This window comes from Bradyrhizobium sp. WCU1 (assembly GCF_053474805.1).
In genome coordinates this window covers 3,465,643-3,490,042 of the sequence record NZ_CM130280.1, presented here as the reverse complement: position 1 = coordinate 3,490,042, position 24,400 = coordinate 3,465,643, and the positions used below count along the sequence as shown (strand labels likewise).

The 24,400-nt window shown below is 65.4% G+C and carries 23 protein-coding genes; 18 read left to right on the top strand and 5 right to left on the bottom strand.

Annotated elements, in window-relative coordinates; all coding sequences use genetic code 11:
- Positions 1 to 646: 646 nt before the first annotated feature.
- On the bottom strand, positions 647 to 2,140 hold the full coding sequence (locus ACTUWL_RS16225) for an NAD-dependent succinate-semialdehyde dehydrogenase (protein ID WP_021082671.1): 1,494 nt from the start codon (positions 2,138 to 2,140) through the stop codon (positions 647 to 649).
- 184 nt (positions 2,141 to 2,324) lie between these two features.
- Complete coding sequence (locus ACTUWL_RS16220) at positions 2,325 to 2,648, bottom strand: hypothetical protein (protein ID WP_021082670.1); 324 nt, start codon at positions 2,646 to 2,648, stop codon at positions 2,325 to 2,327.
- Between the two features lie 337 nt (positions 2,649 to 2,985).
- Here ACTUWL_RS16220 and ACTUWL_RS16215 point away from each other — a divergent pair, with 337 nt between their 5' ends.
- Both ACTUWL_RS16215 and ACTUWL_RS16210 read left to right on the top strand, forming a co-directional pair.
- Positions 2,986 to 4,179: a serine hydrolase domain-containing protein gene (locus tag ACTUWL_RS16215; protein WP_021082668.1), complete on the top strand. Its 1,194-nt coding sequence runs from the start codon at positions 2,986 to 2,988 to the stop codon at positions 4,177 to 4,179.
- A gap of 126 nt (positions 4,180 to 4,305) precedes the next feature.
- Positions 4,306 to 6,039 carry an AMP-binding protein gene (locus ACTUWL_RS16210; RefSeq protein ID WP_106940531.1) on the top strand — a complete coding sequence of 578 codons (1,734 nt, stop codon included), beginning with the start codon at positions 4,306 to 4,308 and terminating at the stop codon, positions 6,037 to 6,039.
- A 199-nt stretch (positions 6,040 to 6,238) separates the two neighbouring features.
- On the opposite strand, the gene ACTUWL_RS16205 is transcribed toward ACTUWL_RS16210, so the two are convergent.
- The gene (locus ACTUWL_RS16205) at positions 6,239 to 7,240 is read right to left on the bottom strand and encodes an adenosine kinase (RefSeq protein ID WP_021082666.1); all 1,002 of its coding nucleotides are present in this window, start codon (positions 7,238 to 7,240) and stop codon (positions 6,239 to 6,241) included.
- A gap of 91 nt (positions 7,241 to 7,331) precedes the next feature.
- On the opposite strand from ACTUWL_RS16205, the gene murJ reads away from it, so the two are divergent.
- The 16 genes from murJ (at position 7,332) to ACTUWL_RS16125 (ending at position 22,236) form a co-directional block, all read left to right on the top strand.
- Positions 7,332 to 8,870 (top strand): murein biosynthesis integral membrane protein MurJ, encoded by a 1,539-nt coding sequence (gene murJ, locus ACTUWL_RS16200; protein WP_035653780.1) that lies wholly within the window; start codon positions 7,332 to 7,334, stop codon positions 8,868 to 8,870.
- 68 nt (positions 8,871 to 8,938) lie between these two features.
- Complete coding sequence (gene trpS / locus ACTUWL_RS16195) at positions 8,939 to 9,991, top strand: tryptophan--tRNA ligase (protein WP_021082664.1); 1,053 nt, start codon at positions 8,939 to 8,941, stop codon at positions 9,989 to 9,991.
- 87 nt (positions 9,992 to 10,078) lie between these two features.
- Complete coding sequence (locus ACTUWL_RS16190) at positions 10,079 to 10,573, top strand: universal stress protein (protein ID WP_021082663.1); 495 nt, start codon at positions 10,079 to 10,081, stop codon at positions 10,571 to 10,573.
- Between the two features lie 142 nt (positions 10,574 to 10,715).
- A complete protein-coding gene (locus ACTUWL_RS16185; RefSeq protein WP_021082662.1) occupies positions 10,716 to 11,285 on the top strand; it encodes a NifU family protein in 570 nt (189 codons plus the stop codon).
- 86 nt (positions 11,286 to 11,371) lie between these two features.
- Positions 11,372 to 12,067, top strand: coding sequence for a tRNA (adenosine(37)-N6)-threonylcarbamoyltransferase complex dimerization subunit type 1 TsaB (gene tsaB, locus ACTUWL_RS16180; RefSeq protein WP_021082661.1), 696 nt, complete (start codon positions 11,372 to 11,374; stop codon positions 12,065 to 12,067).
- On the top strand, positions 12,064 to 12,549 hold the full coding sequence (gene rimI / locus ACTUWL_RS16175; RefSeq protein ID WP_021082660.1) for a ribosomal protein S18-alanine N-acetyltransferase: 486 nt from the start codon (positions 12,064 to 12,066) through the stop codon (positions 12,547 to 12,549). The genes tsaB and rimI overlap by 4 nt, the downstream gene beginning before the upstream one ends.
- Before the next feature lie 68 nt (positions 12,550 to 12,617).
- Positions 12,618 to 13,070: a Fur family transcriptional regulator gene (locus ACTUWL_RS16170; RefSeq protein ID WP_021082659.1), complete on the top strand. Its 453-nt coding sequence runs from the start codon at positions 12,618 to 12,620 to the stop codon at positions 13,068 to 13,070.
- 24 nt (positions 13,071 to 13,094) lie between these two features.
- The gene (locus ACTUWL_RS16165) at positions 13,095 to 13,793 is read left to right on the top strand and encodes an HAD family hydrolase (RefSeq protein ID WP_021082658.1); all 699 of its coding nucleotides are present in this window, start codon (positions 13,095 to 13,097) and stop codon (positions 13,791 to 13,793) included.
- A 58-nt stretch (positions 13,794 to 13,851) separates the two neighbouring features.
- Positions 13,852 to 15,240: a tRNA (N6-isopentenyl adenosine(37)-C2)-methylthiotransferase MiaB gene (miaB, locus tag ACTUWL_RS16160; protein WP_021082657.1), complete on the top strand. Its 1,389-nt coding sequence runs from the start codon at positions 13,852 to 13,854 to the stop codon at positions 15,238 to 15,240.
- A 65-nt stretch (positions 15,241 to 15,305) separates the two neighbouring features.
- On the top strand, positions 15,306 to 16,301 hold the full coding sequence (locus tag ACTUWL_RS16155; protein ID WP_021082656.1) for a PhoH family protein: 996 nt from the start codon (positions 15,306 to 15,308) through the stop codon (positions 16,299 to 16,301).
- A 68-nt stretch (positions 16,302 to 16,369) separates the two neighbouring features.
- Positions 16,370 to 16,867 carry an rRNA maturation RNase YbeY gene (gene ybeY, locus ACTUWL_RS16150; RefSeq protein WP_035653718.1) on the top strand — a complete coding sequence of 166 codons (498 nt, stop codon included), beginning with the start codon at positions 16,370 to 16,372 and terminating at the stop codon, positions 16,865 to 16,867.
- 1 nt (position 16,868) lies between these two features.
- Positions 16,869 to 17,981, top strand: a complete 1,113-nt coding sequence (locus ACTUWL_RS16145) for a hemolysin family protein (RefSeq protein WP_021082654.1) — start codon at positions 16,869 to 16,871, stop codon at positions 17,979 to 17,981.
- Positions 17,978 to 19,591, top strand: coding sequence for an apolipoprotein N-acyltransferase (gene lnt, locus ACTUWL_RS16140; RefSeq protein WP_021082653.1), 1,614 nt, complete (start codon positions 17,978 to 17,980; stop codon positions 19,589 to 19,591). Before ACTUWL_RS16145 ends, lnt begins: the two co-directional genes overlap by 4 nt.
- Before the next feature lie 260 nt (positions 19,592 to 19,851).
- Entirely contained in the window at positions 19,852 to 20,268 is a 417-nt protein-coding gene (locus ACTUWL_RS16135) for a helix-turn-helix domain-containing protein (protein WP_021082652.1), read from the top strand.
- A 106-nt stretch (positions 20,269 to 20,374) separates the two neighbouring features.
- Positions 20,375 to 21,499: a M20 family metallopeptidase gene (locus ACTUWL_RS16130; RefSeq protein ID WP_035653778.1), complete on the top strand. Its 1,125-nt coding sequence runs from the start codon at positions 20,375 to 20,377 to the stop codon at positions 21,497 to 21,499.
- Positions 21,496 to 22,236: a tRNA (guanine(46)-N(7))-methyltransferase TrmB gene (locus ACTUWL_RS16125; protein WP_035653716.1), complete on the top strand. Its 741-nt coding sequence runs from the start codon at positions 21,496 to 21,498 to the stop codon at positions 22,234 to 22,236. Before ACTUWL_RS16130 ends, ACTUWL_RS16125 begins: the two co-directional genes overlap by 4 nt.
- Before the next feature lie 113 nt (positions 22,237 to 22,349).
- On the opposite strand, the gene ACTUWL_RS16120 is transcribed toward ACTUWL_RS16125, so the two are convergent.
- A complete protein-coding gene (locus ACTUWL_RS16120) occupies positions 22,350 to 23,192 on the bottom strand; it encodes a phytanoyl-CoA dioxygenase family protein (protein WP_021082649.1) in 843 nt (280 codons plus the stop codon).
- A 129-nt stretch (positions 23,193 to 23,321) separates the two neighbouring features.
- Positions 23,322 to 24,392, bottom strand: a complete 1,071-nt coding sequence (locus tag ACTUWL_RS16115; protein ID WP_021082648.1) for a DUF2336 domain-containing protein — start codon at positions 24,390 to 24,392, stop codon at positions 23,322 to 23,324.
- Positions 24,393 to 24,400 lie beyond the last annotated feature (8 nt).

Sequence of the window (24,400 nt, the reverse complement as noted above, 5' to 3'; positions counted from 1 at the left end):
GGTCGGTGTGGCCGCTGGTGTCGGCGCGTGCTCACGCCTGCTCGCCTGATGCGATGCCGACGAGCGCGCCGACCGCGACGATGACGGCCTGCGAACCGGCGTGCTTCGATGCTGTGGCGCGGCCACGACGACCGGCGGAAGGGACGTGGCACCGCTTGCGGGTGGCTGCTCCAGCGTCTGCGCGAGCGAAGGAATTGCAGTCAGCAGCAGAGATGCGCATGCCAGTCGGAATGCGCATGGAACGTTTGAGGTGACGAGCATGAAGTCCCCAGAGTCTTCTTCTTGGTTTCGCGTCGAACATCGTCAGAGTTCGAGCGCGACCCACCGGGGCATAAACAGCATGCGCTGTGACGCCAACTAGAACGCATCTAAGAGAGGGGACGAAGCTTGGCCGCACGCTGCGACATCGATGTGGAAGATTCCACGCTTGGATCATTGTTTCGTTGAAGGCTGCGCGCTTATGCGGCCTTCAGACAACCATTTCGAGATTAGAGAGATTCTCGATGCGATCGCCGTCGCGGTCGAACGCGGTGAATTGTCGCAGCCTCTGAATGTCGGCAAACGATCGACAAGAGCGTGTGATCAAACAAAAGCCCGGCCCTGATTCAATCAGAGCCGGGCTTGAGCGAGCACACGATGACGGCGATCAGACGCCGGCCATCATCACGTATTTGATCTCGACATATTCATCCATGCCGTGGCGCGAGCCTTCGCGGCCGAGGCCACTTTCCTTGACGCCGCCGAACGGGGCGACCTCGGTCGTGATCAGGCCGGAGTTGACGCCGACCATGCCCGATTCCAGCGCTTCCGCGACGCGCCAGACCCGGCCGATGTCGCGCGAATAGAAGTAGGAGGCGAGACCGAACGGCGAGGCGTTGCACATCGCGATCACGTCGGCCTCGTCCTTGAAGCGGATCACAGGCGCGAGCGGGCCGAAGGTCTCCTCCTGCGCCACCAGCGCGTCGGGCCGCACGTCCGACAGCACCGTCGGCTCGAAGAAACTGCGGCCGAGCGCGGAGCGCTTGCCGCCGGTCACGATCTTGGCGCCGCCCTTCACGGCGTCGGCAATGTGACGCTCGACCTTCTCGATCGCCTTCATGTTGATCAGCGGCCCCTGGGTCACGCCGGCCTCCGTGCCGTCGCCGATCTTCATCTCGGCGACCTTCTTCGACAGCTTCGAGACGAACTGGTCGTAGATCTTGTCCTGGGCATAGAGACGGTTGGCGCAGACGCAGGTCTGGCCCATGTTGCGGTACTTCGAGACGATGGCGCCTTCGACCGCGGCGTCGATGTCGGCATCGTCGAACACCACGAACGGCGCGTTGCCGCCGAGCTCGAGGCCGAGCTTCTTCACGCCGACCGCGGCCTGCCGATACAGGATCTTGCCGACATTGGTCGAGCCGGTGAAGCCGACGAAGCGCACCGCCGGATGCTCACACAGCACCTGCCCGATCGGAGGCGCATCGCCGGTGATGATGTTGAGCACGCCCTTCGGCACGCCGGCCTTCTCGGCCAGCACCGCGAGCGCGAGCGCCGACAGCGGCGTCTCGTTGGCGGGCTTCAGCACCACCGTGCAGCCGGCCGCCAGCGCCGGCGACACCTTGCGGGTGATCATCGAGTTCGGAAAGTTCCACGGCGTGATGGCGCCGCAGACACCGATCGGCTGCCGGATCGCAAGCAGGCGCGCGTCGGCACGCTGGGTCGGAATGGTCTCGCCATAGACGCGGCGCGCCTCCTCGGCGAAGAATTCGACATAGGCGGCGCCGATGTCGACCTCGCCGAGCGCTTCCGCGAGCGGCTTGCCCTGCTCGGAAGTCAGGATCAGCGCGAGATCCTCGCGGTTGGCGATGATCAGGTCGAACCATTTACGCAGGATGTTGGACCGCTGCTTGGCGGTCAGCTTGGCCCAGGCCGGAAACGCGCGCTGCGCAGCCTCGACGGCCTTGGTTGCATCGTCGGCGCCCAGCTGCGCGATCTTGATCAGTTCGACGCCGGTGGCCGGATTGTTGACGGCGAATTCGGGGGTGCCGACCCAGGCGCCGTCGATATAGCAGCGGTCGCGCAGCAGTGACGGATCCTTCAGGCGGTCGTGCAGGGAAGCGGCGGATTGCGTGGCGCGTACGGCAGCGGGCGGGGTCATGGCGTTACTCCTGGAATGTCTTTGGAGGGTATTGGCCGCCTATATAGGCGGAAAGCCGCTGCGATGCACTGGCCGCCGGCGCGACCCTGCTTGGACTCAAACGCGACACCGTTGCGAGCTGTTGTTCCCCGGCGATGCAGGGCATCCAACCGCAGCTGCGCAATTTGCGCACTGGGGAATGTCGTCAGATCGCGCCGCCGGACATGTAGGTTTCACGACGGCCGATCATGCGCTCGGCCGCAGCCTTGGCATCCGCCTTGGTCGAGGTCGCGCAGGTCCGATACTCGAGATCGGCCTCGGCCCGCGCATCGCGACGGCCGAACCACGACCTGGTTCCGGTCTGCAGCAGCGCCAGCGCCTGTGCGACATTGTCGACTGCCTCGAACGAGTGCAGCGCGCCGGTACCTGCGTAGCGCACCTCATAGAGGCCCGGGCTGATCGGCGCCTCGATGTTCTCGCCGCGGCCCGGCCGCGGATAGCGCTTCCATTCACTCCATGTCGAAATCATTGCTGCGTCCCCGCAAGGGCCGAAAATGACGAGCCTTTTCGTCAAATCAGGCCCAATCCGCCGCGCCGTTTGTGCAGCGATCTGAATGCGTTAATGCAAAAAATCAGGTCCGAAAATCAGTCTGCCGATCACGTTACCGTGGCCACCCCTGCGGGTCACCGGGACTTGCGCGGAGTCCACCGCAAAATCTGCGCTCGTGGTGAACGTCTTCGTTCCCGCGACCCGGGCTTTCACGACATCGCGACACAATCGCATCGCTTGCCCGCCTTGCGAGACCCGACGAGCGGGAGGATGATCCGCCCACTTCAAAACAAATAAACCCACCGGAGGAAGCCCAATGCAGAGCAAGGCTCAGATCGATCAGGTTTTGCGTCAGAAGAGCGAGGCAAAGGAGATTCCCGGCGTGGTCGCGGTCGCGGCCACCGGCAAGGACGTGATCTACGAGGGCGCTTTCGGCAAGCGCGACCTCTCCAAGAGCGATCCGATGACCGCCGACAGCGTGTTCTGGATCGCATCGATGACCAAGGCGGTGACCTCAGCTGGCGCGATGCAGCTGGTCGAGCAGGGCAAGCTGTCGCTCGATGAGCCGATCGGCAAGCTGCTGCCCGATCTCGCCGCACCGCAGGTGCTCGAGGGCTTCGACGCCAAGGGCGAGCCGAAGCTGCGGCCGGCGAAGGCGCCGATCACGCTGCGCAAGCTCATGACCCACACCGCCGGCTTCTGCTACGACCTGTGGAACGCCGACATGGGGAAATACATGGAGAAGACCGGCACGCCCGGGATCATCTCCTGCCTGAATGCCGCACTGAAGACGCCGCTCGCGAGCGATCCGGGCACCCGCTGGGAATACGGCATCAATATCGACTTCGTCGGCAAGGCCGTCGAAGCCGCATCCGGCAAGAAGCTCGATGCCTATCTGCGTGACAACATGTTCGCGCCGCTCGGCATGAGCGACACGGGCTTCAAGATCTCCGACGACATGCGCAAGCGGCTGGTCGGCATGCACGCGCGGGGCGAGGACGGAGCGCTGGCGGCGATGCCGTTCGAGCTCGAGCAGAATCCGGAATTCCACATGGGCGGCGGCGGGCTGTATTCGACCGCGGCCGACTACATCAAGTTCTGCCGGATGATCCTCAACAAGGGCAAAGGCAACGGCAACCAGCTGCTGAGGCCCGAGACCGTCGCGGCGATGGGGCAGAACCAGATGGGCGATCTCAGCGTCAGCAAGATGACGACGGCGGCGCCGCCTTACACCAACGATGTCGACCTCTATCCGGACCAGGTGAAGAAGTGGGGGCTGAGCTTCCTTATCAACACCGCCAAGACGCCGGAAGGCCGCAGCCCCGGCAGCCTCGCCTGGGCTGGCCTTGCCAACACCTATTACTGGATCGATCCGTCGCGCGATGTCTGCGGCGTGATCCTGACCCAGCTGCTGCCGTTCGCCGACAAGCACAGCCTGGAAGCCTTCGCAGGCTTCGAGAAGGGCATCTATGCCGGGCTCGATGCCGGCAGCGAGCAGCGAGCGGCGTAAGGTTCCAGCCAAGCAACGCGAAATCCCTCCTCTCGCGGGGAGGGATTTTTCATACCCGCCATAGGTCGGGCCTGTCCCGTCGGCGCCAAACGACTAAGATCGCGCAAAAAGTGCGACGACACGAACATGACCGTGAGGAGGACGAATTTGGCACCCACCCCCAAGGGAGACAGCAAGGCAGACAGCTATGTTTGCGGCATTTCCGATACGCCGCTGCTCGGCGAAACCATCGGCCGCAGCCTCGACCGCGCCCGCGCGCGCTGGGGCGATCGGGAGGCGCTGGTCTCGCCCAGCCACAATGTCCGCTGGACCTGGAACGAATTCGCCGAACGGGTCGAGGCGGTCGCCGCAGGTTTCCTCGCGCTCGGACTGCAACGCGGCGAGCGGATCGGCATCTGGTCGCTGAACCGGCCGGAATGGACGCTGACGCAATTCGCCGCCGCGAAGGCCGGGCTGATCCTCGTCACCATCAATCCGGCGTATCGCTTGAGCGAGCTCGAATTCGCCCTCGGCAAGGTCGGCTGCGCCGCGATCGTGACGGCGACCGCGTTCAAGACCTCGGCCTATATGGAGATGCTGAACACGCTGCTGCCCGAGCTTGCGAGCGCGGAGCCCGGCCAGCTGCGCTCGGCGCGGCTGCCGCAATTGCGCGCCGTGATCCAGATCGGCGGACCGGCGGCGCCGGGCACGATTCCGTTCGAGCAGGTCGCGCAGATGGGCGGGGAACGCCACCGCGAGCAGCTTGTCGCGCTCGGCGCGAGCCTGCAATTCGACGACCCCGTCAACATCCAGTTCACCAGCGGCACCACCGGCTCGCCCAAGGGCGTGACGCTGACCCACCACAACATCCTCAACAACGGCTACTTCACCGGCCGCGCCATGCGCCTGACCGAGCAGGATCGCATCTGCATCCCGGTGCCGCTCTATCATTGCTTCGGCATGGTGATGGGCAATCTCGCCTCGGTCACGCTCGGCACCACCATGGTCTATCCCGGCGAGGGCTTCGATCCGCTCGCGACATTGACGACGATCGCGCAGGAGAAATGCACCACGCTCTACGGCGTGCCGACCATGTTCATCGCCGAGCTCGACCATCCGGAGTTCTCTCGCTTCGATCTGTCCTCGCTGCGCACCGGCATCATGGCCGGCGCGCCCTGCCCGATCGAGGTGATGAAGCGCGTCAACACCGAGATGAACATGCGCGAGGTGACGATCGCCTACGGCATGACCGAGACCAGCCCGGTGAGCTTCCAGAGCGCGACCGACGATCCCTTGGAGCGCCGCGTCTCTACGGTCGGCCGCATCCATCCGCATGTCGAGGTCAAGGTGGTCGATCTCGACGGCAAGGTGGTGCCGCGCGGCGAACGCGGCGAACTGTGCACCCGCGGCTACAGCGTCATGCTCGGCTATTGGGACGAGAAGGAGAAGACCGGCGATGTGCTCGACGCCAATGGCTGGATGCACACCGGCGATCTCGCGGTGATCGACGACGAGGGCTATTGCAACATCGTCGGCCGCATCAAGGACCTGGTGATCCGTGGCGGCGAGAATCTCTATCCCCGAGAGATCGAGGAGTTCCTCTACCGCCATCCGAAGATCCAGGACGTGCAGATCTTCGGCGTCGCCGATCAGCGCTATGGCGAGGAGCTGTGCGCCTGGGTTCGCGTGCGGTCAGGCGAAACGCTCACGGCAGACGAGGTGCGCGCCTTCTGCCAGGGCCAGATCGCCCACAACAAGATCCCGCGCTATGTCGAGTTCGTCGAGGAATTCCCGATGACGGTGACCGGCAAGATCCAGAAATTCGTGATGCGCGACGCCGTGGAGCAGCGGCTGGGATTGAAGGCCGCGAAGACGGCTTGATGCTCGCTTCTCCCTCTCTCGCTTGCCGCGCCGTCATTCCGGGGCTCGCGAAGCGAGAACCCGGAATCCATTGCTCCACGCGTGATGCGGCCCGATGGATTCCGGGCTCTCGCCTTCGGCGAGCCCCGGAATGACGAGGGTGGAGCGACGTTTCTATCGCTATCCCTCCACCGCAGGGGAGGTTGAAGGACAGGGCCGCCTAAACCAGCAGCCCCTTCGCCTTCGCCAGCTCCTTCAGCGACACCAGCGGCCGGGCGCCGATGTGCTGGATCACTTCGGCGGCGGCGAGCGCGCCGAGACGGCCGGCGTTCTCATGACCGACATTGCGGACGAGACCGACCAGGAAGCCGGCGGCGAACAGGTCGCCGGCGCCGGTGGTGTCGACGAGCTTGTCGATCGGATAGGCCGGCGCCGAGACGACGCCGTCGCCTGAGATCACGACGCAGCCCTTCTCGCTGCGGGTGACGACGCCGAGCTTGGTGTCCTTGCCGAACTGCTTCAGCGCGGTGTCGAAATCGGCGGTCTGGTACAGCGAGTGCAGCTCGGACTCGTTTGAGAACACCAGATCCACGATGCCCTTGCGCATCAGGTCGAGGAATTCGTCGCGGTAGCGGTCGACGCAGAACGAATCCGACAGCGTGAGCGCGACCTGGCGACCGGCGCCATGCGCAATCGTCGCGGCCTTCACGAAGGCGTCCTTGGCGTTCTTCGGATCCCAGAGATAGCCTTCGAGATAGATGATGCCGGCGGCGGCGATCTGAGCCGGATCGATGTCGTCGGGCGTCAGGTCCTGCGCGGCGCCGAGATAGGTGTTCATGGTGCGCTCGCCGTCCGGCGTCACCAGGATGTAGGAGCAGCCGGTGGCCGGGCCGGTCTTGGCCGGCGCGGTGTCGAAGGTGACGCCGGCGGCGCGGATGTCGTGGGTGTAGAGCTTGCCGATCTGGTCGTCCTTGACCTTGCCGACATAGGCGGCGCGAGCGCCGAGATTGCCGACGCCGACGATCGTGTTGGCGGCAGAGCCGCCCGACATCTCGGTGGCGACCCCCATGTCAGTGTAGATCGCGGTGGCGCGCGCCTCGTCGATCAGCTGCATCGAGCCCTTGGTCATGCCGTGACGGGCAAGGAATGCCTCATCCGTTTGCACCAGCACGTCGAAGATCGCATTGCCTATCCCGAGAACGTCATATTTTGCGTCAGCCATCAACTTGCCCTGTGTGAACGCCACCAACAAGAGCGCGGCCTATCACGTTACGGCTAGCGCCAGCAAGGGAAGCGGCTGCTATACAGGCCCGATGTTCCGCTCCTTCCTCACCGTCTCCTCGGGAACGCTGGCTTCACGACTGCTCGGTTTCGTGCGCGATTCCGTGATCGCGGCGCTGCTGGGCGCGGGGCCGGTGGCGGATGCGTTCCTGGCGGCGTTTCAGCTCGTGAACGTTGTGCGGCGGCTGCTGGCCGAGGGCGGTTTGAACGCCGCTTTGGTGCCCGCATGGCTGAAGGCGCGCGATGCGCACGGCATGGACGCGGCAACAGCGTTTGCCGGCCGCGTGCTCGGCACCGTCAGCGCCGCCGTGATCGCAGCCGCACTCGTGATCGGCGTCGTGATGCCGCTGGTGATCACGGCGATCGCGCCCGGCTTCGTCGGCCGCTACACGCTGCAATTCGCCGTCGACGATGCACGGCTGATGCTGCCCTATCTCGCCTTCGCCGGCCCGGTCACCGTGATGATGGCGCTGCTCAACGCGCAGGGCCGCTTTGTCCTGACGGCGTTCTCACCGCTGCTGTTCAACATCGCGCTGATCGCGGTCATGGCGGTGCTGCTGGTGCGGCAGCAGGACCCGGTGCAGGCCGCGCTCGTCATGGCCGCGACGATCGGCGTCGCCGGCTTCCTGCAACTGTCGATGCTGGCGCTGCGCGGGGCAAAGCTCGCCGCACCGCTGCGCGTCTCCTTCGATCCCGAGATGCGCGGCTTTCTCGGCCGCGCGGTCCCCGGCATGGTCGCGAGCGGCGCGCCGCAATGGCTCATGGTGGCGGGCGCGGTGATCGCCTCCACCTCGCCATCGGCGGTGTCCTGGCTCTATTTCGCCAACCGGCTGCTCGAGCTGCCGCTCGGCATCGTCGGCGTCGCCATGGGCACCGTGCTGATCCCGGAGATGACCCGCGCCGTGCGTGGCGGCGAGCAGTCGGCCATCGCGCATGCGGAATCACGCGCCCTGGAGCTCGCGGCCGGGCTGGCGCTGCCGGCGACGCTCGGCCTGATGGTGCTGAGCGGACCGATCGTGCGGATGTTGTTCGAGCACGGCGCTTTCACCGCCGAGGATAGCGCGGCCACCGCACAGGCGCTGACCTGGCTGACGCTGGCGCTGCCGGCGCACGTGCTGGTGAAGGCGCTGTCGCCGGCGTTCTTTGCGCGCGAGGACACGCTGACGCCGCTGTTTGCGACGCTGAAGGCCATCGTGGTCGCGATTGCGGCGGCCTTCCTGCTCGGCCATATCTTCGGCGCCAGCGGAATTGCCGCCGGCATTGCGTTCGGCGCCTGGAGCAATGCGCTGGCGCTGATCCGCAAGGGGGCCACAACATTCGGCTTTTCAATCGATGCCGCGGCGCGCCGCCGGCTGCCCCGCATCCTGGCCGCGGCGCTCGCAATGGGCGCCCTGCTGTGGCTCGCGGAGACGGCCCTGCCGGCGGCGGGCGCACACGGTTTCGTGCAGGCGGCGTCGCTCGTTGTGCTGATCGCGGCCGGCATCGCCGGTTATGGGCTCCTGTTGCAGCTTTTCGGCGTCGCCGGCTGGCGCGAGGCGGTTAACGCCGTCAGGCAAAGGCGCCCCGCCTGACTTGCGCAGGCAGGGCTTAAATGGCAAACGACGCTGCAAAAGCAGCCCCATTTCCGGGAATCGAGACCATGGCGTTCGTTGAACGGGTTTTCTCAGGCGTCCAGCCGACGGGCAATCTGCACCTCGGCAACTATCTCGGCGCCATCGTCAACTTCGTGAAGATGCAGCAGACCCATAACTGCATCTATTGCGTCGTCGACATGCACGCGATCACGCAAGGAGCGGACGTCTGGGGCGGCCCGGCCGAGCTCGCGCGCAACACCCGCGAGGTGACCGCGGCCTTCATCGCCGCCGGCATCGATCCGAACAAGCACATCGTGTTCAACCAGAGCCAGGTCGCCGGCCATGCCGAGCTGACATGGATCTTCAACTGCGTCGCCCGTGTCGGCTGGCTCAGCCGGATGACCCAGTTCAAGGAGAAGGCGGGCAAGGATCGCGAGAACGCTTCGGTCGGTCTCTACGACTATCCCGTGCTGATGGCGGCCGACATCCTGCTGTACCGCGCCACCCACGTGCCGGTCGGCGAGGACCAGAAGCAGCATCTCGAACTGTCCCGTGACATCGCGCAGAAGTTCAACAACGATTTCGGCGATTCGATCCGCAGCCGCGGCTTCAACGAAGGCCTCTATTTCCCGCAGCCGGAGCCGTTCATCACGGGTCCGGCGACACGGGTGATGAGCCTGCGCGACGGCACCAAGAAGATGTCGAAGTCGGATGCGTCGGACAATTCGCGCATCAACCTCACCGACGACGCCGAGACCATCGCGCAGAAAATTCGCCGGGCGAAGACCGATCCGGAGCCGCTGCCGTCGGAGGAAAAGGGCCTCGAGGCGCGTCCCGAGGCTGACAATCTGGTCGGCATCTACGCGGCGCTCGCCGAAATCACCAAACAGGAGGTGCTCAACCAGTTCGGCGGCGGCCAGTTCTCCACCTTCAAAAACGCGCTGGTCGAGCTTTGCGTCGCGAAACTGGCGCCGATCGCCGGTGAGATGAAGCGGCTGGTTGCCGATCCCGGCCATGTCGATTCGATCCTGGCCCACGGCGCCGACCGCGCACGGGTCATCGCCGACGAGACCATGCGGATGACCAAGGACATCGTCGGCTTCATCCGAGCGCGCTGACATCACCGGCAGATCTGCGCGCTCCCTCTCCCAAACGGCGAGGGAGTGTGGCAGCATGGGTTGGCTTGGTTCAGCACCGGGACATGCATGACCACCCAGCGACGCAGCTACGAAACAGGTCACAAGCCGAAATGCCTCGTCATCGTCGATGACACGGCGGAATGGGACCGCGCGGTGTATTACGCCAGCCGCTGGGCGATCCGGGTCGGCGGCGGCGTCGTGATGCTGCGGGTGATCGAGACCGAGGACCAGAACCAGCAATGGCTCGGGGTCGCCGACATCATGCGCGCCGAGGCCGAGGAAGCCGCCAACGAGGCGCTCGACCGCGCCGCCGGCCGCGCCAACGGGATCGCCGCGATCACCCCGGAGCGGGTGATTCGCGAGGGCGACCCGACCGAGCAGATCCTCGACGTGATCGACCAGGACGTCGATATCGCGATGCTGGTGCTGGCCGCCAATCCGGGCGCCGAGGGCCCCGGGCCGATCATCACCACCATGGCCAATGCCATGGGCGCGTTCCCGATCCCCGTGACCATCGTGCCGGGCGGGCTGACCGACGCCGAGATCGACGCCCTGTCGTAAGGTTTTCGACCTGAAACCCCTCCCAGGGCATGGATCGCGGGCCGGAACCGCGGTTTTGCGGCTTGATCGACGGCTTTTTAGTTGCCATTTGGTAGGGGAACCCAACGCGCCGGCCTTGAACCGGCGACGCCGGAGACAGCAAATGTTCATTCAGACCGAAGCCACCCCCAATCCCGCCACCCTGAAATTCATTCCGGGCCGCACGGTGCTCGACACCGGCACCATGGAATTCTCGTCGGCCGAATCCGCCGCGCGCTCGCCGCTCGCCGAACGGCTGTTCGCCGTATCAGGCGTCACCAGCGTGTTCTACGGCGCCGACTTCGTCACCGTGACGAAGGCGGACGGCGACTGGCAACACCTCAAGCCCGCGATCCTCGGCGCCATCATGGAGCACTATATGTCCGGCGCGCCGCTGCTCGCCGACGGCACCATTGGCAACGACGATGCGCGTGATGAGGAAGACGAGTTCTTCGACGAGGCCGACGCCGAGACGGTCGAGCAGATCAAGGACCTGATCGAGACCCGGGTGCGTCCGGCGGTCGCCAATGACGGCGGCGACATCACCTTCCGCGGCTTCAAGGACGGCATCGTCTATCTCAACATGAAGGGATCCTGCGCCGGCTGCCCGTCATCGACCGCCACCCTGCAGCACGGCATCCAGAACCTGCTTCGGCACTTCGTGCCCGACGTGCAGGAAGTCCGGCCGATGTGATGGAGGCGAATGGTGGGTAGCGAATGGCGAATAGGGGTCCACCCTGATAGTCCTTTCGCTATTCGCCACTCGCCATTCGCCCTCCCATGATGATTCTCGCTATCGATACCGCGCTCGACGCCTGCTCCGCTGCGGTGCTCGACACCACCTCCGGCAATACCATCGCCATTGAATCGCAGGCGATGCAGCGCGGCCATGCCGAGGCGCTGATGCCGCTGATCGCGCGGGTGATGAAGGCGAGCGGCATCGGCTTTGCCGCGCTAGACCGCATCGCCGTCACCACCGGTCCCGGCAGTTTCACCGGATTGCGCGTCGGCCTCTCGGCGGCGCGCGGCATCGCGCTGGCAGCCGCGAAACCGGTGGTCGGGCTGTCGACGCTCACCGCCTACGCTGCGCCCGTGGTTGCCGAGAATGGCGTACCCGCGATCCTGTCGGCGATCGATGCGCGGCATGATCACGTCTATTTCCAGCTGGTGGCCGGCGACGGTGGCCCGATCCTCAAGCCGAAGGTTGCGCCGATCGCGGAAGCGCTCGCGGCCTCTCAATACGGCGCGCTGCATCTGGTCGGCAACGCCGCCAATATTCTCGCCGAGCGCTGGCCTGCGGATACACCGCCGCCGGTCATGGTCGACCGGCAGCCGGCGCCCGACATCATCTGGGTCGCCTGGGTCGGCGCGGCGATCGATCCCGACACCGCGCCGCCGCGTCCGTTCTATCTGCGCGCACCCGATGCGAAGCCGCCGAAGGATCGCCTCGTCATCAGCGCGCCGCCTTCGACATGATCGGCTTTCTGTCGCGATGGTGGGGCGGCGCTACGCCCGCGGTCGAGCCCGCATCCCTGCGTGATGCGGCGCGACTCGCCCAACTGCACGGCGCGTCGTTTCATCGCGGCTGGGGCGAAGGCGAATTCGAGGCGATGCTGACCGAGCGCAACACGCTGGTGCACCGGCTGCGGCAGGGCCGCAAGGTGATCGGCTTTGCGGTGTCGCGGATGGCGGCGGACGAAGCCGAAATCCTGTCGATCGCGATCGATTCCAATCAGCGCGGGCGCGGCCTGTCGCGCGACCTGCTGTTGACCCATCTCGGCCATCTTGCCGGCCGCGGCATCCGCACCATCTTCCTCGAAGTGGAAGAGAACAATGCGCCGGCGCGACGGCTCTATGAAAGGGCCGGATTCGGCGTGATCGGCCGCCGCGAACGCTATTACAAGCAGCCCGGCGGGGAACATTTGAACGCGCTTCTGATGCGGCGCGACTTGTCGTAACATCGGCGCGATGGCAGAACAGCGCCCTGCTCTGCTGCCCAAGGTTTGAAGAATACGGCCTGAGACCCATGACCACGGTGAAAATCCCGCCTGCGCCGAAGAATACCGGCATCGAGGCGCGCTGCGCCGCGACCGGCATGCGCATGACCGAACAGCGCCGCGTGATCGCGCGGGTGCTGGCGGAAGCGATGGATCATCCCGACGTCGAGGAGCTCTACCGCCGCTGCGTGGCGGTCGACGACAAGATCTCGATCTCGACGGTCTATCGCACCGTCAAGCTGTTCGAGGATGCAGGGATCATCGAGCGTCACGATTTCCGCGAAGGCCGCGCGCGCTACGAGCAGATGCCCGAGAGCCATCACGACCATCTGATCAATCTGCGCGACGGCAAGGTGATCGAGTTCACCTCCGAGGAGATCGAGAAGCTGCAGGCCGAGATCGCGCGCAAGCTCGGCTACAAGCTGGTCGATCACCGGCTCGAGCTGTATTGCGTGCCGCTCGACGACGACAGCAAGTCGTAGGCGCGTGCCACACGTCGCCACACCATGAGCTTCGATCTCGTCATCTTCGATTGCGACGGCGTGCTTGTCGACAGCGAGGTGATCTCCTGTCGCGCGCATGCGGACACGCTGACGCGGCACGGTTTTCCGATCACGCCGGACGGCGTGCTGAAGCGCTTCCTCGGCGTGTCCGATCGCGAGGCCCGGCGGATCGTCGAAAGCGAAATCGGTCGCGCGTTGCCCGATACGTTCGAGGCCGAGGTCAAGCACGCGACACTGAGCTTGTACGCCGACGATCTCAACGCGATCGCGAATGTCGGCGATGCGATCACAGCGCTCGGCTTGCCGAAATGCGTGGCCTCCAGCGGCACGCCGGAGAAGATCCATCACGGCCTGACCTGCGCCGGGCTCTACGACCAGCTCGCGCCGCACATTTTCTCCGCCACCCAGGTCACGCGCGGCAAGCCGGCGCCCGATCTGTTCCTGTTTGCGGCCGAACAGATGGGCGCACGGCCGGAACGCTGCGTCGTGATCGAGGACAGCGTGGCCGGCGTCACCGGCGCCTGCGCCGCCGGCATGACCGTGCTCGGTTTCCACGGCGGCAGCCATTGCACGGCGGAACATGAGGCCACGCTGCGCCAGGCCGGCGCGGCCTTCACCTTCTCCGATATGCGCCAATTGCCCGATTTGATCGCCAAAGCCGGCCAAAAACACGGCTCGATCGCTGGATTTTCGCCGGTTTAGGCTATATTTCAGCACCGGCGCGCGGATGGCGCCGTTTCCTTATCGTATTCAGGGTTCCATGACGACGCCGCGCAAGCTGCACATCAAGTCCTATGGCTGCCAGATGAATGTCTACGATGCGCAGCGCATGGTGGACACGCTGGCCGGCGAAGGCTTTGTCGAGACCGCGAGTGCTGAGGACGCCGACCTCGTGATCCTCAACACCTGTCACATCCGCGAGAAGGCATCCGAAAAGGTTTATTCCGAACTCGGACGGCTCCGCGTCGCCAAGGACGAGGCCGCACGGGCAGGCCGCGAGATGAAGATCGCGGTCGCCGGCTGCGTCGCGCAGGCAGAAGGCGCCGAGATCATCCACCGCGCCCCGACCGTAGACATCGTGGTCGGACCGCAGAGCTATCATCATCTGCCTGAACTGCTGAAGCGCGCAAAGGAAAACGGCCGCGCGGTCGAGACCGAATTCCCGGTCGAGGACAAGTTCGGCTTCCTGCCGCAGCCGAAGCCGGATGCGATCCGCGCCCGCGGCATCTCCGCCTTCGTCACGGTGCAGGAAGGTTGCGACAAGTTCTGCACCTTCTGCGTGGTGCCCTATACGCGCGGCGCGGAAGTCTCGCGTCCGGTCGCCAGGATCATCGACGACGTGAAGCAGCTCGCCGACAACGGCGTACGCGAATTCACGCTGATCGGACAGAACGTCAACGCCTATCACGGCGAAGGCCCCGACGGCGGCGTCTGGCCGCTCGGCAGATTACTGCAGCGGCTCGCGGAGATTCCGGGCGTCACACGGCTGCGCTATTCCACCAGTCATCCGCGCGACGTCGACGATTCGCTGATCGCGGCGCATCGCGATTTGCCCCAGCTGATGCCGTTCGTGCACCTGCCGGTGCAATCGGGGGCGGACCGGATCCTTGCCGCCATGAACCGCAAGCATACCGCCGATGACTACTGCCGTGTCATCGACCGGTTCCGGGCTGCCCGGCAAGACATTGCTTTTTCATCGGATTTTATCGTGGGCTTCCCCGGCGAGACCAGAGAAGAATTTTCCGCCACCCTCGCGCTTGTCACGCAAATCGGGTACGCTGCGGCGTATTCATTCAAGTATTCGCCACGGCCAGGCACGCCGGCGGCGGAGATGCGGGAGACGGTGTCAGCAGCCGAGATGGACGAGCGCTTGGGGCGGCTTCAGGAATTGATCGACAGCCAGCAATCGGCCTTCAACCGTGCTGCGATCGGCACAACAGTCGATGTGCTGTTCGAGCGCGCCGCGCGCAATCCTGGCCAGATCGTCGGCCGCACTGCCTATCTGCAGCCCGCCCATGTGATGGCTTCGCCCGACATCATCGGCCAGGTCCGCTCCGTGCGGATCGACAGCCTCGAGCGCTACAGCCTGATCGGCGAACTCGCAACGCAACCCGCACCCGGCCTCATTTCGCAGACCATTGGAGCCTGAAATCCTTGCCCAAAAGCGCATCGGATTCGCCTTCGCTTGCTCCCAGCCGCAAACCTGACCGCGACATGCAAATGCCTCCTGAGACTCAGGTCGTCATCGATTTCGACGACAACCGTGCCGCATCCGCGCTGGTCGGCCCCTACGGACAGAATCTGGCGCTGATCGAGCGGCGGCTCGGCGTCGTGGTCGATTCCCGCGGCAACCACGTCACCATCGCGGGCTCCCGCGACGGCTGCGACGCTGCCCGTCGCGTGCTGGAAACGCTCTATGCCCAGGCCGTCGCGGGCCATGACCTCGATCAGGGCGAAGTCGAAGGCGCGATCCGCGCCGTGATCGCGCAGGGCTCGCTGTTCGAATTCGACAACAAGACCGCCAAGCCGACCTTCGAGACCATCAACCTGCGCAAGCGTCCGGTGCGCGCCCGCACCGCGGCGCAAGACTCTTACATCCGCGCGCTGAAGCGGCATGAGCTGGTGTTCGGCATCGGCCCGGCCGGCACCGGCAAGACCTGGCTCGCAGTCGCCCATGCCGCGCAGCTGTTCGAGCGCAAGGAGGTCGACCGCATCATCCTGACGCGGCCCGCGGTCGAGGCCGGCGAGCGGCTCGGCTTCCTGCCCGGCGACCTCAAGGAGAAGGTCGATCCGTATCTGCGCCCGATCTATGATGCGCTGTACGACCTGATGGACGCCCGCGTCGTCGAGCGTGCATTGCAGGGCAACGAGATCGAGATCGCGCCGCTCGCCTTCATGCGCGGCCGCACCCTGACCAATGCCGCCATCATCCTCGACGAGGCGCAGAACACCACCTCGATGCAGATGAAGATGTTCCTGACGCGTCTCGGTGAGAACAGCCGGATGATCGTCACCGGCGACCCCTCGCAGATCGACCTGCCGAACGGCCAGACCTCCGGCCTTGCCGAGGCCGTCAAGCTGCTCGACGGCGTCGAAGGCATCGCGCAGGTGCATTTCAAGGCCGAGGACGTCATCCGCCATGAATTGGTGGCGCGCATTGTGGCCGCCTATGAGGGATTGCCGCAAAAGCCGGCAAACGCCAGATCTTGAGCCCAATAGCTTCGGCTGCGAGCCCGCACGATGCGGGTTCCGGCCATAACGCGGATTTTGAAACCAACGTGTCCGCTTTTCCTGCCACCGAGGTTCTGGTCACCGCCGAATGCTGGCAGGCCGAGCCCAATGCCGACGCGGTGATTCATCGCGCCATCGAGGCTGCCGCCGAAATCGCCGACGCCGATGTCGCCGGCGCCGAGCTTGCGGTGATGCTGACCGACGATTCCGGCATCCGCACGCTCAATGCCAACTGGCGAAGTATCGACAAGCCGACCAACGTGCTGTCGTTTCCGGCACTGCAGCCGGAAGGCGGCGGCGGACCCGACGATGCCCCGCGCATGCTCGGCGACATCGCGATCGCCTATGAAACGACGCGGCGGGAGGCCGATGACGAACAGAAACCGTTCGACCATCATTTGAGCCATCTCGCGGTGCATGGCTTCCTGCATCTGATCGGCTACGACCACGAGAACGACGACGATGCCGAGGACATGGAGTCGCTCGAGCGCGAGATCCTGTCCTCCCTCGGCATTCCCGACCCCTATGCGGATCGGAACGCCTGACATGCCGGATTCCGAACCGACCCACGACAATCCGCGCAACGTGAGCAACCTGCCCGCCGTGGTGCATGAGGGCGAGGTGCAGCGCCCGGCAGCCGAAGGCTGGCTGGTACGCGCGATCCGCACGCTGTTCGGCTGGAAGGCCGGCTCGGTGCGCGACGATCTGCAGGTGGTGCTCGACGCCTCGACGCCCGACGACGTCGGCTTCTCGGCAATCGAGCGCACCATGCTGCGCAACATACTCTCGCTCAACGAGCGGCGGATCGCCGACGTCATGATTCACCGCGCCGACATCGTTGCGGTCAAACGCGACATTCCGCTCGGCGAATTGATGAGCCTGTTCGAGAGCGCGGCGCATTCGCGGCTCGTCGTCTACAACGAAACCCTCGACGACCCCGAGGGCATGGTGCACATCCGCGACCTGCTCGCCTTCATGACCGCGAAGGCGCGCGTCACCGATGCGACCAAGACGAAGCGCAAGAAGCCGTTTCCGGCCGGACTCGACCTGCGCAGCGTCGATCTCGCGCTGCCGCTGGCCGAGGCCCATATCATCCGCAAGCTGCTCTATATCCCGCCGTCGATGCGCGCGATCGACCTGCTGGCGCAGATGCAGGCCTCGCGGATCCATCTCGCGCTGGTGGTCGACGAATATGGCGGCACCGACGGGCTGGTGTCGATCGAGGACATCGTCGAGCAGATCGTCGGCGAGATCGACGACGAGCACGATTCCGACGAGCCGCCGTCCATCGTTCGCCAGCCGGACAACTCCTTCATCGCCGACGCGCGCGCGAGCCTCGACGATGTCCGTTCGGTGATCGGCGAAGACTTCGTGACCGGCGAGGCCGGCGAGGAGGTCGAGACGCTGGGCGGCTATCTGGTGTCGTTCGTCGGCCGCCTGCCGGTGCGCGGCGAGGTGATTTCCGGTCCCGGCAATTACGAGGTCGAGGTGCTCGATGCTGATCCGCGGCGGGTCAAGCGGGTGCGGATCACGACGCGCAAGGAACGGCCGGCGCCGCGCAAGGAACGCGAGCGGCGCCGCGAGCAGGCACCGGACTCCGGAAACCCGCAGGCCAATGACAACATGCCGCCGCCCGGCGAGGGAGCCGGTCCGCAGTGAGGCTGTCAGACAAACTCCGCTCGGTCGGGCTTGCGATCATTTTGACCTGGGGATGGAAGCGCGCGGTGCTCGCGCTCGCAGCCGGCGCGTTGTCCGCGCTGGCGATGGCGCCGTTCAACGCTTGGCCGGTGCTGTTCCTGACCTTTTCCATCGCGGTCTGGCTGATTGACGGCGCTGCTGCCGGACGCTGGCGCGGCGTGCCCGCCGCAGCGTTGTCCGGCTTCTGGTTCGGCCTCGGCTATTTCGTGCCGGGGCTGTACTGGATCGGCTACGCTTTCTTCGTCGATGCCGACACCTTCGCCTGGCTGACGCCGTTCGCGGTGCTCGGCCTCCCCGCCTATCTCGCTTTGTTCACCGCCTTCGGCTTCGCGCTGGCACGGCTGATCTGGCCGCGCGACGCCTCGCGCGTGCTGGCGCTTGCGGTCGGCTTGACCATTTCAGAGTGGTTGCGCGGCCATCTGCTCAGCGGTTTTCCGTGGAATGCGTTCGGCTACGCGCTGACCGAGCCGCTGGCGCTCGCGCAGGCCGCGTCGCTGATCGGACTGTGGGGCATGACGTTCCTGGCCGTCGCGATCTTCGCAAGCCCGGCCGTGCTGATCGACGGCGCCTCACGCGGCCGCAAGCCGTGGCGTGCGCCGGTGGCAGCGGTGCTGGTCCTCGCCGCGATGCTGGCATTCGGCGCAGTCCGCCTCTCGCAGCAGCCGACCAGCATGGTCGCCGGGGTCAAGCTGCGCATCATGCAGCCCGATTTGCAGCAGGATGCCAAGTTCAACTACTCCGCCAAGGCGGCGGTGATGCAGAAATATCTCACTCTGTCGGATCGCGCCTCCGGACCGCATTCGACCGGCGTGAGCGACTCCACCATCCTGATCTGGCCGGAATCCGCGTTTCCGTTCTTCCTGACCAAGGAAGCCGACGCGATGGCGCAGATCGCCGATCTCCTGCCGAAGGGAACCGTGCTGATCACCGGCTCGGTGCGCGCGCCCGATCTGCCGCCGAACGTCCGCATCACCCGCGCCTATAATTCGATCTATGTCATCGACCATGACGGCAGCGTGCTCGCGGTCTACGACAAGCTGCACCTCGTCCCATTCGGAGAATATCTGCCGTTCCAGGACTGGATGGAGAAGCTCGGCCTCGTGCAGCTCACCAAGGTGCAGGGCGGCTACATTCCCGGCACGATCCGCCGCACGCTCGACATTCCGAATGCGCCGCGCGCGCTGCCCTTGATCTGCTACGAGGCGATCTTCCCAGGCAATGTCGTGAGCCGCGACGAGCGTCCCGGCTGGATCGTCAACGTCACCAATGACGGCTGGTTCGGGATTTCGACCGGCCCCTATCAGCATCTGCAACAGGCCCGGCTGCGCTCGATCGAGGAAGGCCTGCCGCTGGTGCGTGCCGCAAACACGGGCGTCTCGGCCGTCATCGACCCGCTCGGGCGGATCGTCGCGCAACTCGGGCTCGGCGTCGAAGGCGTGCTCGATGCCGGCCTGCCGGCGGCGATCGCGCCGACGATCTATGCGCGTGCCGGGAACATCCCGGCCGCCGTGATTGTGTTGGTTGCCCTCGCAATCGTATTGCGGAGACGTTTTGTCAGGCGAAAAGCCTGATCCTGCATATCGCCGGTTGTCGCGAACCCGAAAAAACGTCGAAATTTACCTCAGCGCGATTCCACCAGTTGACAGATCGACCGTGCACTTCGCATTGTACGGGTCCACGCGAAATCACAAGCCAAGTCAGCCCCTTTGCGCAAATTGTCCGCATTTCGTCCCGATCCTCCTTGCAGGATTTGACGGCACCGGCGCCTGAGGCATACTCCACGTCCAACTTGCCTCACCCCCGGGCGCGCAATCCCTTAGGAGAGTTGGAGATGTCCACCAAAGCGCCCAATCCTGTTGACAAATATGTCGGCAGCCGCGTCCGTATGCGACGCATCATGCTCGGCATGAGCCAGGAGAAACTGGGCGAGGCGTTAGGCCTGACGTTCCAGCAGGTGCAGAAATACGAGAAGGGCACCAACCGTGTCGGCGCCAGCCGGCTGCAGCAGATCTCCGAGATCCTGCAGGTGCCGGTCTCTTTCCTGTTCGACGGCGGCCCGAGCGGCGTCAAGACCGCCGACGGCTTCAGCGAGGGCTCCTCGCCGGCCTATGTGTCCGATTTTCTGGCAACCGCCGAAGGCCTGGCCCTGACCCGCGCGTTCACGCGGATCGCGGACGCCAAGCTCCGCCGCAGCATCGTCGAACTGGTCGAGCAGATCGCGGCGCGCGAGGCTGCCGAACAGGTCTGATTCAGCCTTATCCGTTTGAGAGATCATCAAATCTGGAATATGTCATTCCGGCGCACGCCGAGGCGTGCGCTGAATGACAAAGCAATTCGCAGGCGACGACAACAGCATGTCCAGCAACCCGTTCGAAACCGCTGCTATCCTCGACGGCATTCGCCGCTGGGTCGAGATCGAATCGCCGACGGAGCGGCCGGATCAGGTCAACAGATTGGCTGATCTCGTCGCCGCGGGCTATCGCGACCTGCCGGCCACCGTCGACCGCGTTGCGGGACGCGACGGCTGCGGCGATCATCTCGTCGCGCGCTCGTCCTGGGGGCAGGACGCCCCGGGCATCCTGGTGTTGAGCCATCTCGACACAGTTCATCCGATGGGATTCATCGAACGGTTACCATTCAAGATCGACGGCGACGTCGCGTTCGGCCCGGGCATCTACGACATGAAGGGCGGCGCCTATCTCGCCTACCATGCGTTCCGGCGGATCTGCGCCGATGACGCGCGCCCGCCGCTCGGCATCACCCAGCTCTACGTGTCGGACGAGGAAATCGGCAGCCCGACCTCGCGCGCGCTGATCGAGGCCGAGGGCCGCAAGGCGAAATACGTGCTGGTGACCGAGCCGGCGCGCGACGGCGGCAAGATCGTCACCGGGCGCAAGGGCGTCGCGCGGTTCGACGTCTCCATCAAGGGCGCGCCTGCGCATGCCGGCACCCGCCCCGAAGACGGCCGCAGCGCGATCCGGGAACTCGGCAATGTGATCCAGACGCTGGAGGCGATGAACGATCTCAAACGCGGCGTCACCGTCAATGTCGGCGTGGTCCGCGGCGGCACCAAGCCGAATGTGATCGCCGAAGAGGCCTATGCCGAAGTCGACATGCGCGTGCCGACCATGGCCGACGCCGACGAGCTGGTGCCGAAGATCCTCGGCATCACCTCGCGCACCGAGGGCGTCAGCGTGAAGGTGACCGGGGAACTAAACCGTCCGCCCTATGAGAAGAGCAATGCCGGCGCAGCGCTCTACGAACACGCCCGGGAGCTTGCGACCGAACTCGGCTTCGAGCTGCTCGATGTGTTCACCGGCGGCGGCTCCGACGGCAATTTCACCGCACCGCATACTGCAACCCTCGACGGCCTCGGCGTCGACGGCAAGGGCGCACACACCCATTACGAGCAGCTCTACATCTCCTCGATCGAGCCCCGCGCGCGCCTGCTCTACCGGCTCTATCAGACGCTGCGATGACACCGGCTCCGAACGACACCAACGATCGCGATTGCCCGGAGGACGGCGCGATGGCCCATTCGCGCGGCTCGTTCTTCGGGCGGCGCAAGGGCCACAAGCTGCGTTCGCACCAGGCCGACCTGATCGACAATCTGCTGCCGCATCTTTCGATCGACATTTCGGCGCCCGCGCCCGCGGCGCTGACCGAATTGTTCGATGACGGCATCGAGAATGTCAGGCTAGAGATCGGCTTCGGCGGCGGCGAGCATCTGATCGCGGAAGCGCAGGCCTTTCCGAACATGGGCTTCATCGGCTGCGAGCCCTATGTCAACGGGATGGCGAAGATCCTGACCCAGATCGAGGCACAGAATATCGGCAACATCCGCCTGTTCGCCGGCGATGCGGCGGAACTGCTGGCCTGGGCCCCTCCGCGCTCGCTCACGCGCATTGACCTCATTCATCCCGATCCCTGGCCGAGGCGGCGGCACTGGAAGCGGCGCTTCGTGCAGGATGCGACGGTCGCCGCGATGACGCGGCTGCTGCCGCCCGGCAGTGAGTTCCGCTTCGTCAGCGACATCGACGATTACTGCGCCTGGACGCTCGCGCACCTGATGCGCTCGCCCGACTTCGCCTGGCTCGCCGAGCGCGCGATCGACTGGCTCGAGCCGTGGCCGAACTACACGATGACGCGCTACGGCGCCAAGGCCGAGCGCGAAGGGCGCAAGGCGGCGTATCTGAGGTTTCGGCGATTGGGCTAATCGTCATTCCGGGGCGCGACGAAGTCGCGAGCCCGGAATCCATTGCGCCACATGCGCCGACGGAGAAATGGATTCCGGGCTCGCGCCAAAAGGCGCGCCCCGGAATGACGAGATTATCCCTGCCCCGCCATCCGCGCCTTCCTGACGTCGGTCGCCTCCCACACCATGCGCTTGCCGCGCTCGCGACCGAGCAGTTCGATCGGATCGTGATTGTCGATGTGGCCGAACTGGCCCTTGTAGACGCTGTAGCCGCACAACTCTTGCAAGCGGCGCGGGAAGCGCGCCGCGGTCTCGCGCGGAATGCCGAGCTGCAAATTCTCCTGCTGCCGCATCCAGCCCCAGCAATAGGCGCAGGAGAATGCGAAGCGCCTGGTGTCGCTGGTGTTGGCACCGCCACCATGCCACAGCGCAGAGTCGAACAGCATCACGCTGCCGGCCGGCATGGTCGCGGTGACCGCGTCGTAGTGCTTGCCATATTCCGGCGACGAATCGAATTTGTGGCTGCCAGGGACGATCCGCGTCGCGCCGTTGTCGTCGCGGAAATCGGACAGCGCCCAGATCGCGTTGATCGTGATCGGGATGTGCGGCCGCGGGAGCGGAATCAATTGGGTGTCTTCATGAATCGGCTGCGCCACCTCACCGGGGCCGAGCACCAGCGAGCAGAACGACGACAGCAGGCATTCCTTGTCCAGCACGCGTTCGACCACCGGCAGCACGTTCTCATGCAGCGGCACCTCCCAGAACAGATCGTCATAGGCCAGGAGGTTGTTGATGCGCAGCGTCTTGAAGCCCTCGAACGAGGTCCGGGCAAGGCCGAGATTGTGCTCGCGCTCGATCCGCAGGACCGCCGCCTTCAATCCCTCGACCAGCTCCGGCGAGGCGGCGCGCTCGATCACGGTGTATCCGTCGTCGCGGATCCGTGCGGCGTGCGATTGAATGTCGGCGTCCGTCAGCATGGCGATCTCCCGTTGGCGCTGTGTCGCGCCTTGCGGAAAGCATAGCTGTCGGCATGGAGGCTTGGAAAGCGCCTTGACGGCAGCAATCCATTTGTCGCCGCGCGGAAAATGAATTGCGACGCGAACGATTTATCGCGACTTCCAGAAATCCACGACGCGCTGCGCAGTGGATGGCATCAGGCGGACGAAGTTCACCCGCGCACCTTCGATATCGGCCGGCGACGGCACGCGGTTGGGCCCGAGCCGCATCAGGATCAGGGCGCGCACGGTCGGCCATTCGAAGCCGATCGTCTTGCTGGCGATCAGGATCGGGTCGTAGCGGTCGCCGGCGATCAGGCGATCGAGCGTGACGATCTTCACGGCGGTCATCGCGGCGAGCGCGGCCACGCATTCCTCATATTTGAAGGCCTTTGCGAAGCCTGCCACCGCGGCCTCGTTCAATTCGCCGGCGCGATGCAGCGCCAGGATCGTGCGCTGCGCGGCGGCGAAGTCGCGGCCCTCGACCTGCGCGACGACGCCCTCGATCTCGCTCATCGCCAGCTTGATCTCGGCCTGCCGCTCCGGCTTGGCGACGACTTGCAGCCGCCGGCGGATCACGTCGATCGAACCGGCCAGCAGGCTCTTCAGATGTTCGGGCGGAAGATCGTCGCGGCGGCCGATCCGCAGCGTCAGCACGCCATCCTGGCCGGCGCGCCGCACCAGCGTCGTAAAGGACGCGTCCGAGAACGCGGCCCCTTCATTGCCGGCCGCACATCGGATCACATCGCGATCGCCGCGGCGGACGATGACATCGGTCAGCGCGGTCGAAAGCCGGGATCGTTCGGCCATCGCCAGCAGATGACCCTGGCCCTTGGCATTGGCGATCTCGACCAGCACCTTGTCGTCAATCACCGGCGATTTGCGCAGCACCGGCCCCGCGATCGCGACCTCGTCCTCGCGGGCGAGTTGCCCGACCAGGTGGCGCGGCGCGTTGGTAAGCGGCGCGAGCCGTTCGGCGAGATCGATCCGCGCCGCCAGCTCTGCGTGCGGCACCAGACTGGTCAGCACCCCGTCGAACAGGTCGATGTGGTCGGGACGGAAGCTCGCAGCGCCCTGCAGGAACAATTCGCCGAGCCGCCGCGCGGCCTCGGCGCGGCGCTTGGGGTCGCCACGGCGAACGATGTCGTCGAGTTCCGGGATCAGCGCGGGCGCTGTCGTCATGAGCCTTG

Coding starts and splice junctions, on each gene's coding strand:
- ACTUWL_RS16225 (WP_021082671.1), bottom strand. CDS start 2,140: ATGACCCCGCCCGCTGCCGTACGCGCCACGCAATCCGCCGCTTCCCTG.
- ACTUWL_RS16220 (WP_021082670.1), bottom strand. CDS start 2,648: ATGATTTCGACATGGAGTGAATGGAAGCGCTATCCGCGGCCGGGCCGC.
- ACTUWL_RS16215 (WP_021082668.1), top strand. CDS start 2,986: ATGCAGAGCAAGGCTCAGATCGATCAGGTTTTGCGTCAGAAGAGCGAG.
- ACTUWL_RS16210 (WP_106940531.1), top strand. CDS start 4,306: ATGACCGTGAGGAGGACGAATTTGGCACCCACCCCCAAGGGAGACAGC.
- ACTUWL_RS16205 (WP_021082666.1), bottom strand. CDS start 7,240: ATGGCTGACGCAAAATATGACGTTCTCGGGATAGGCAATGCGATCTTC.
- murJ (WP_035653780.1), top strand. CDS start 7,332: ATGTTCCGCTCCTTCCTCACCGTCTCCTCGGGAACGCTGGCTTCACGA.
- trpS (WP_021082664.1), top strand. CDS start 8,939: ATGGCGTTCGTTGAACGGGTTTTCTCAGGCGTCCAGCCGACGGGCAAT.
- ACTUWL_RS16190 (WP_021082663.1), top strand. CDS start 10,079: ATGACCACCCAGCGACGCAGCTACGAAACAGGTCACAAGCCGAAATGC.
- ACTUWL_RS16185 (WP_021082662.1), top strand. CDS start 10,716: ATGTTCATTCAGACCGAAGCCACCCCCAATCCCGCCACCCTGAAATTC.
- tsaB (WP_021082661.1), top strand. CDS start 11,372: ATGATGATTCTCGCTATCGATACCGCGCTCGACGCCTGCTCCGCTGCG.
- rimI (WP_021082660.1), top strand. CDS start 12,064: ATGATCGGCTTTCTGTCGCGATGGTGGGGCGGCGCTACGCCCGCGGTC.
- ACTUWL_RS16170 (WP_021082659.1), top strand. CDS start 12,618: ATGACCACGGTGAAAATCCCGCCTGCGCCGAAGAATACCGGCATCGAG.
- ACTUWL_RS16165 (WP_021082658.1), top strand. CDS start 13,095: ATGAGCTTCGATCTCGTCATCTTCGATTGCGACGGCGTGCTTGTCGAC.
- miaB (WP_021082657.1), top strand. CDS start 13,852: ATGACGACGCCGCGCAAGCTGCACATCAAGTCCTATGGCTGCCAGATG.
- ACTUWL_RS16155 (WP_021082656.1), top strand. CDS start 15,306: ATGCAAATGCCTCCTGAGACTCAGGTCGTCATCGATTTCGACGACAAC.
- ACTUWL_RS16145 (WP_021082654.1), top strand. CDS start 16,869: ATGCCGGATTCCGAACCGACCCACGACAATCCGCGCAACGTGAGCAAC.
- ACTUWL_RS16135 (WP_021082652.1), top strand. CDS start 19,852: ATGTCCACCAAAGCGCCCAATCCTGTTGACAAATATGTCGGCAGCCGC.
- ACTUWL_RS16130 (WP_035653778.1), top strand. CDS start 20,375: ATGTCCAGCAACCCGTTCGAAACCGCTGCTATCCTCGACGGCATTCGC.
- ACTUWL_RS16125 (WP_035653716.1), top strand. CDS start 21,496: ATGACACCGGCTCCGAACGACACCAACGATCGCGATTGCCCGGAGGAC.
- ACTUWL_RS16120 (WP_021082649.1), bottom strand. CDS start 23,192: ATGCTGACGGACGCCGACATTCAATCGCACGCCGCACGGATCCGCGAC.
- ACTUWL_RS16115 (WP_021082648.1), bottom strand. CDS start 24,392: ATGACGACAGCGCCCGCGCTGATCCCGGAACTCGACGACATCGTTCGC.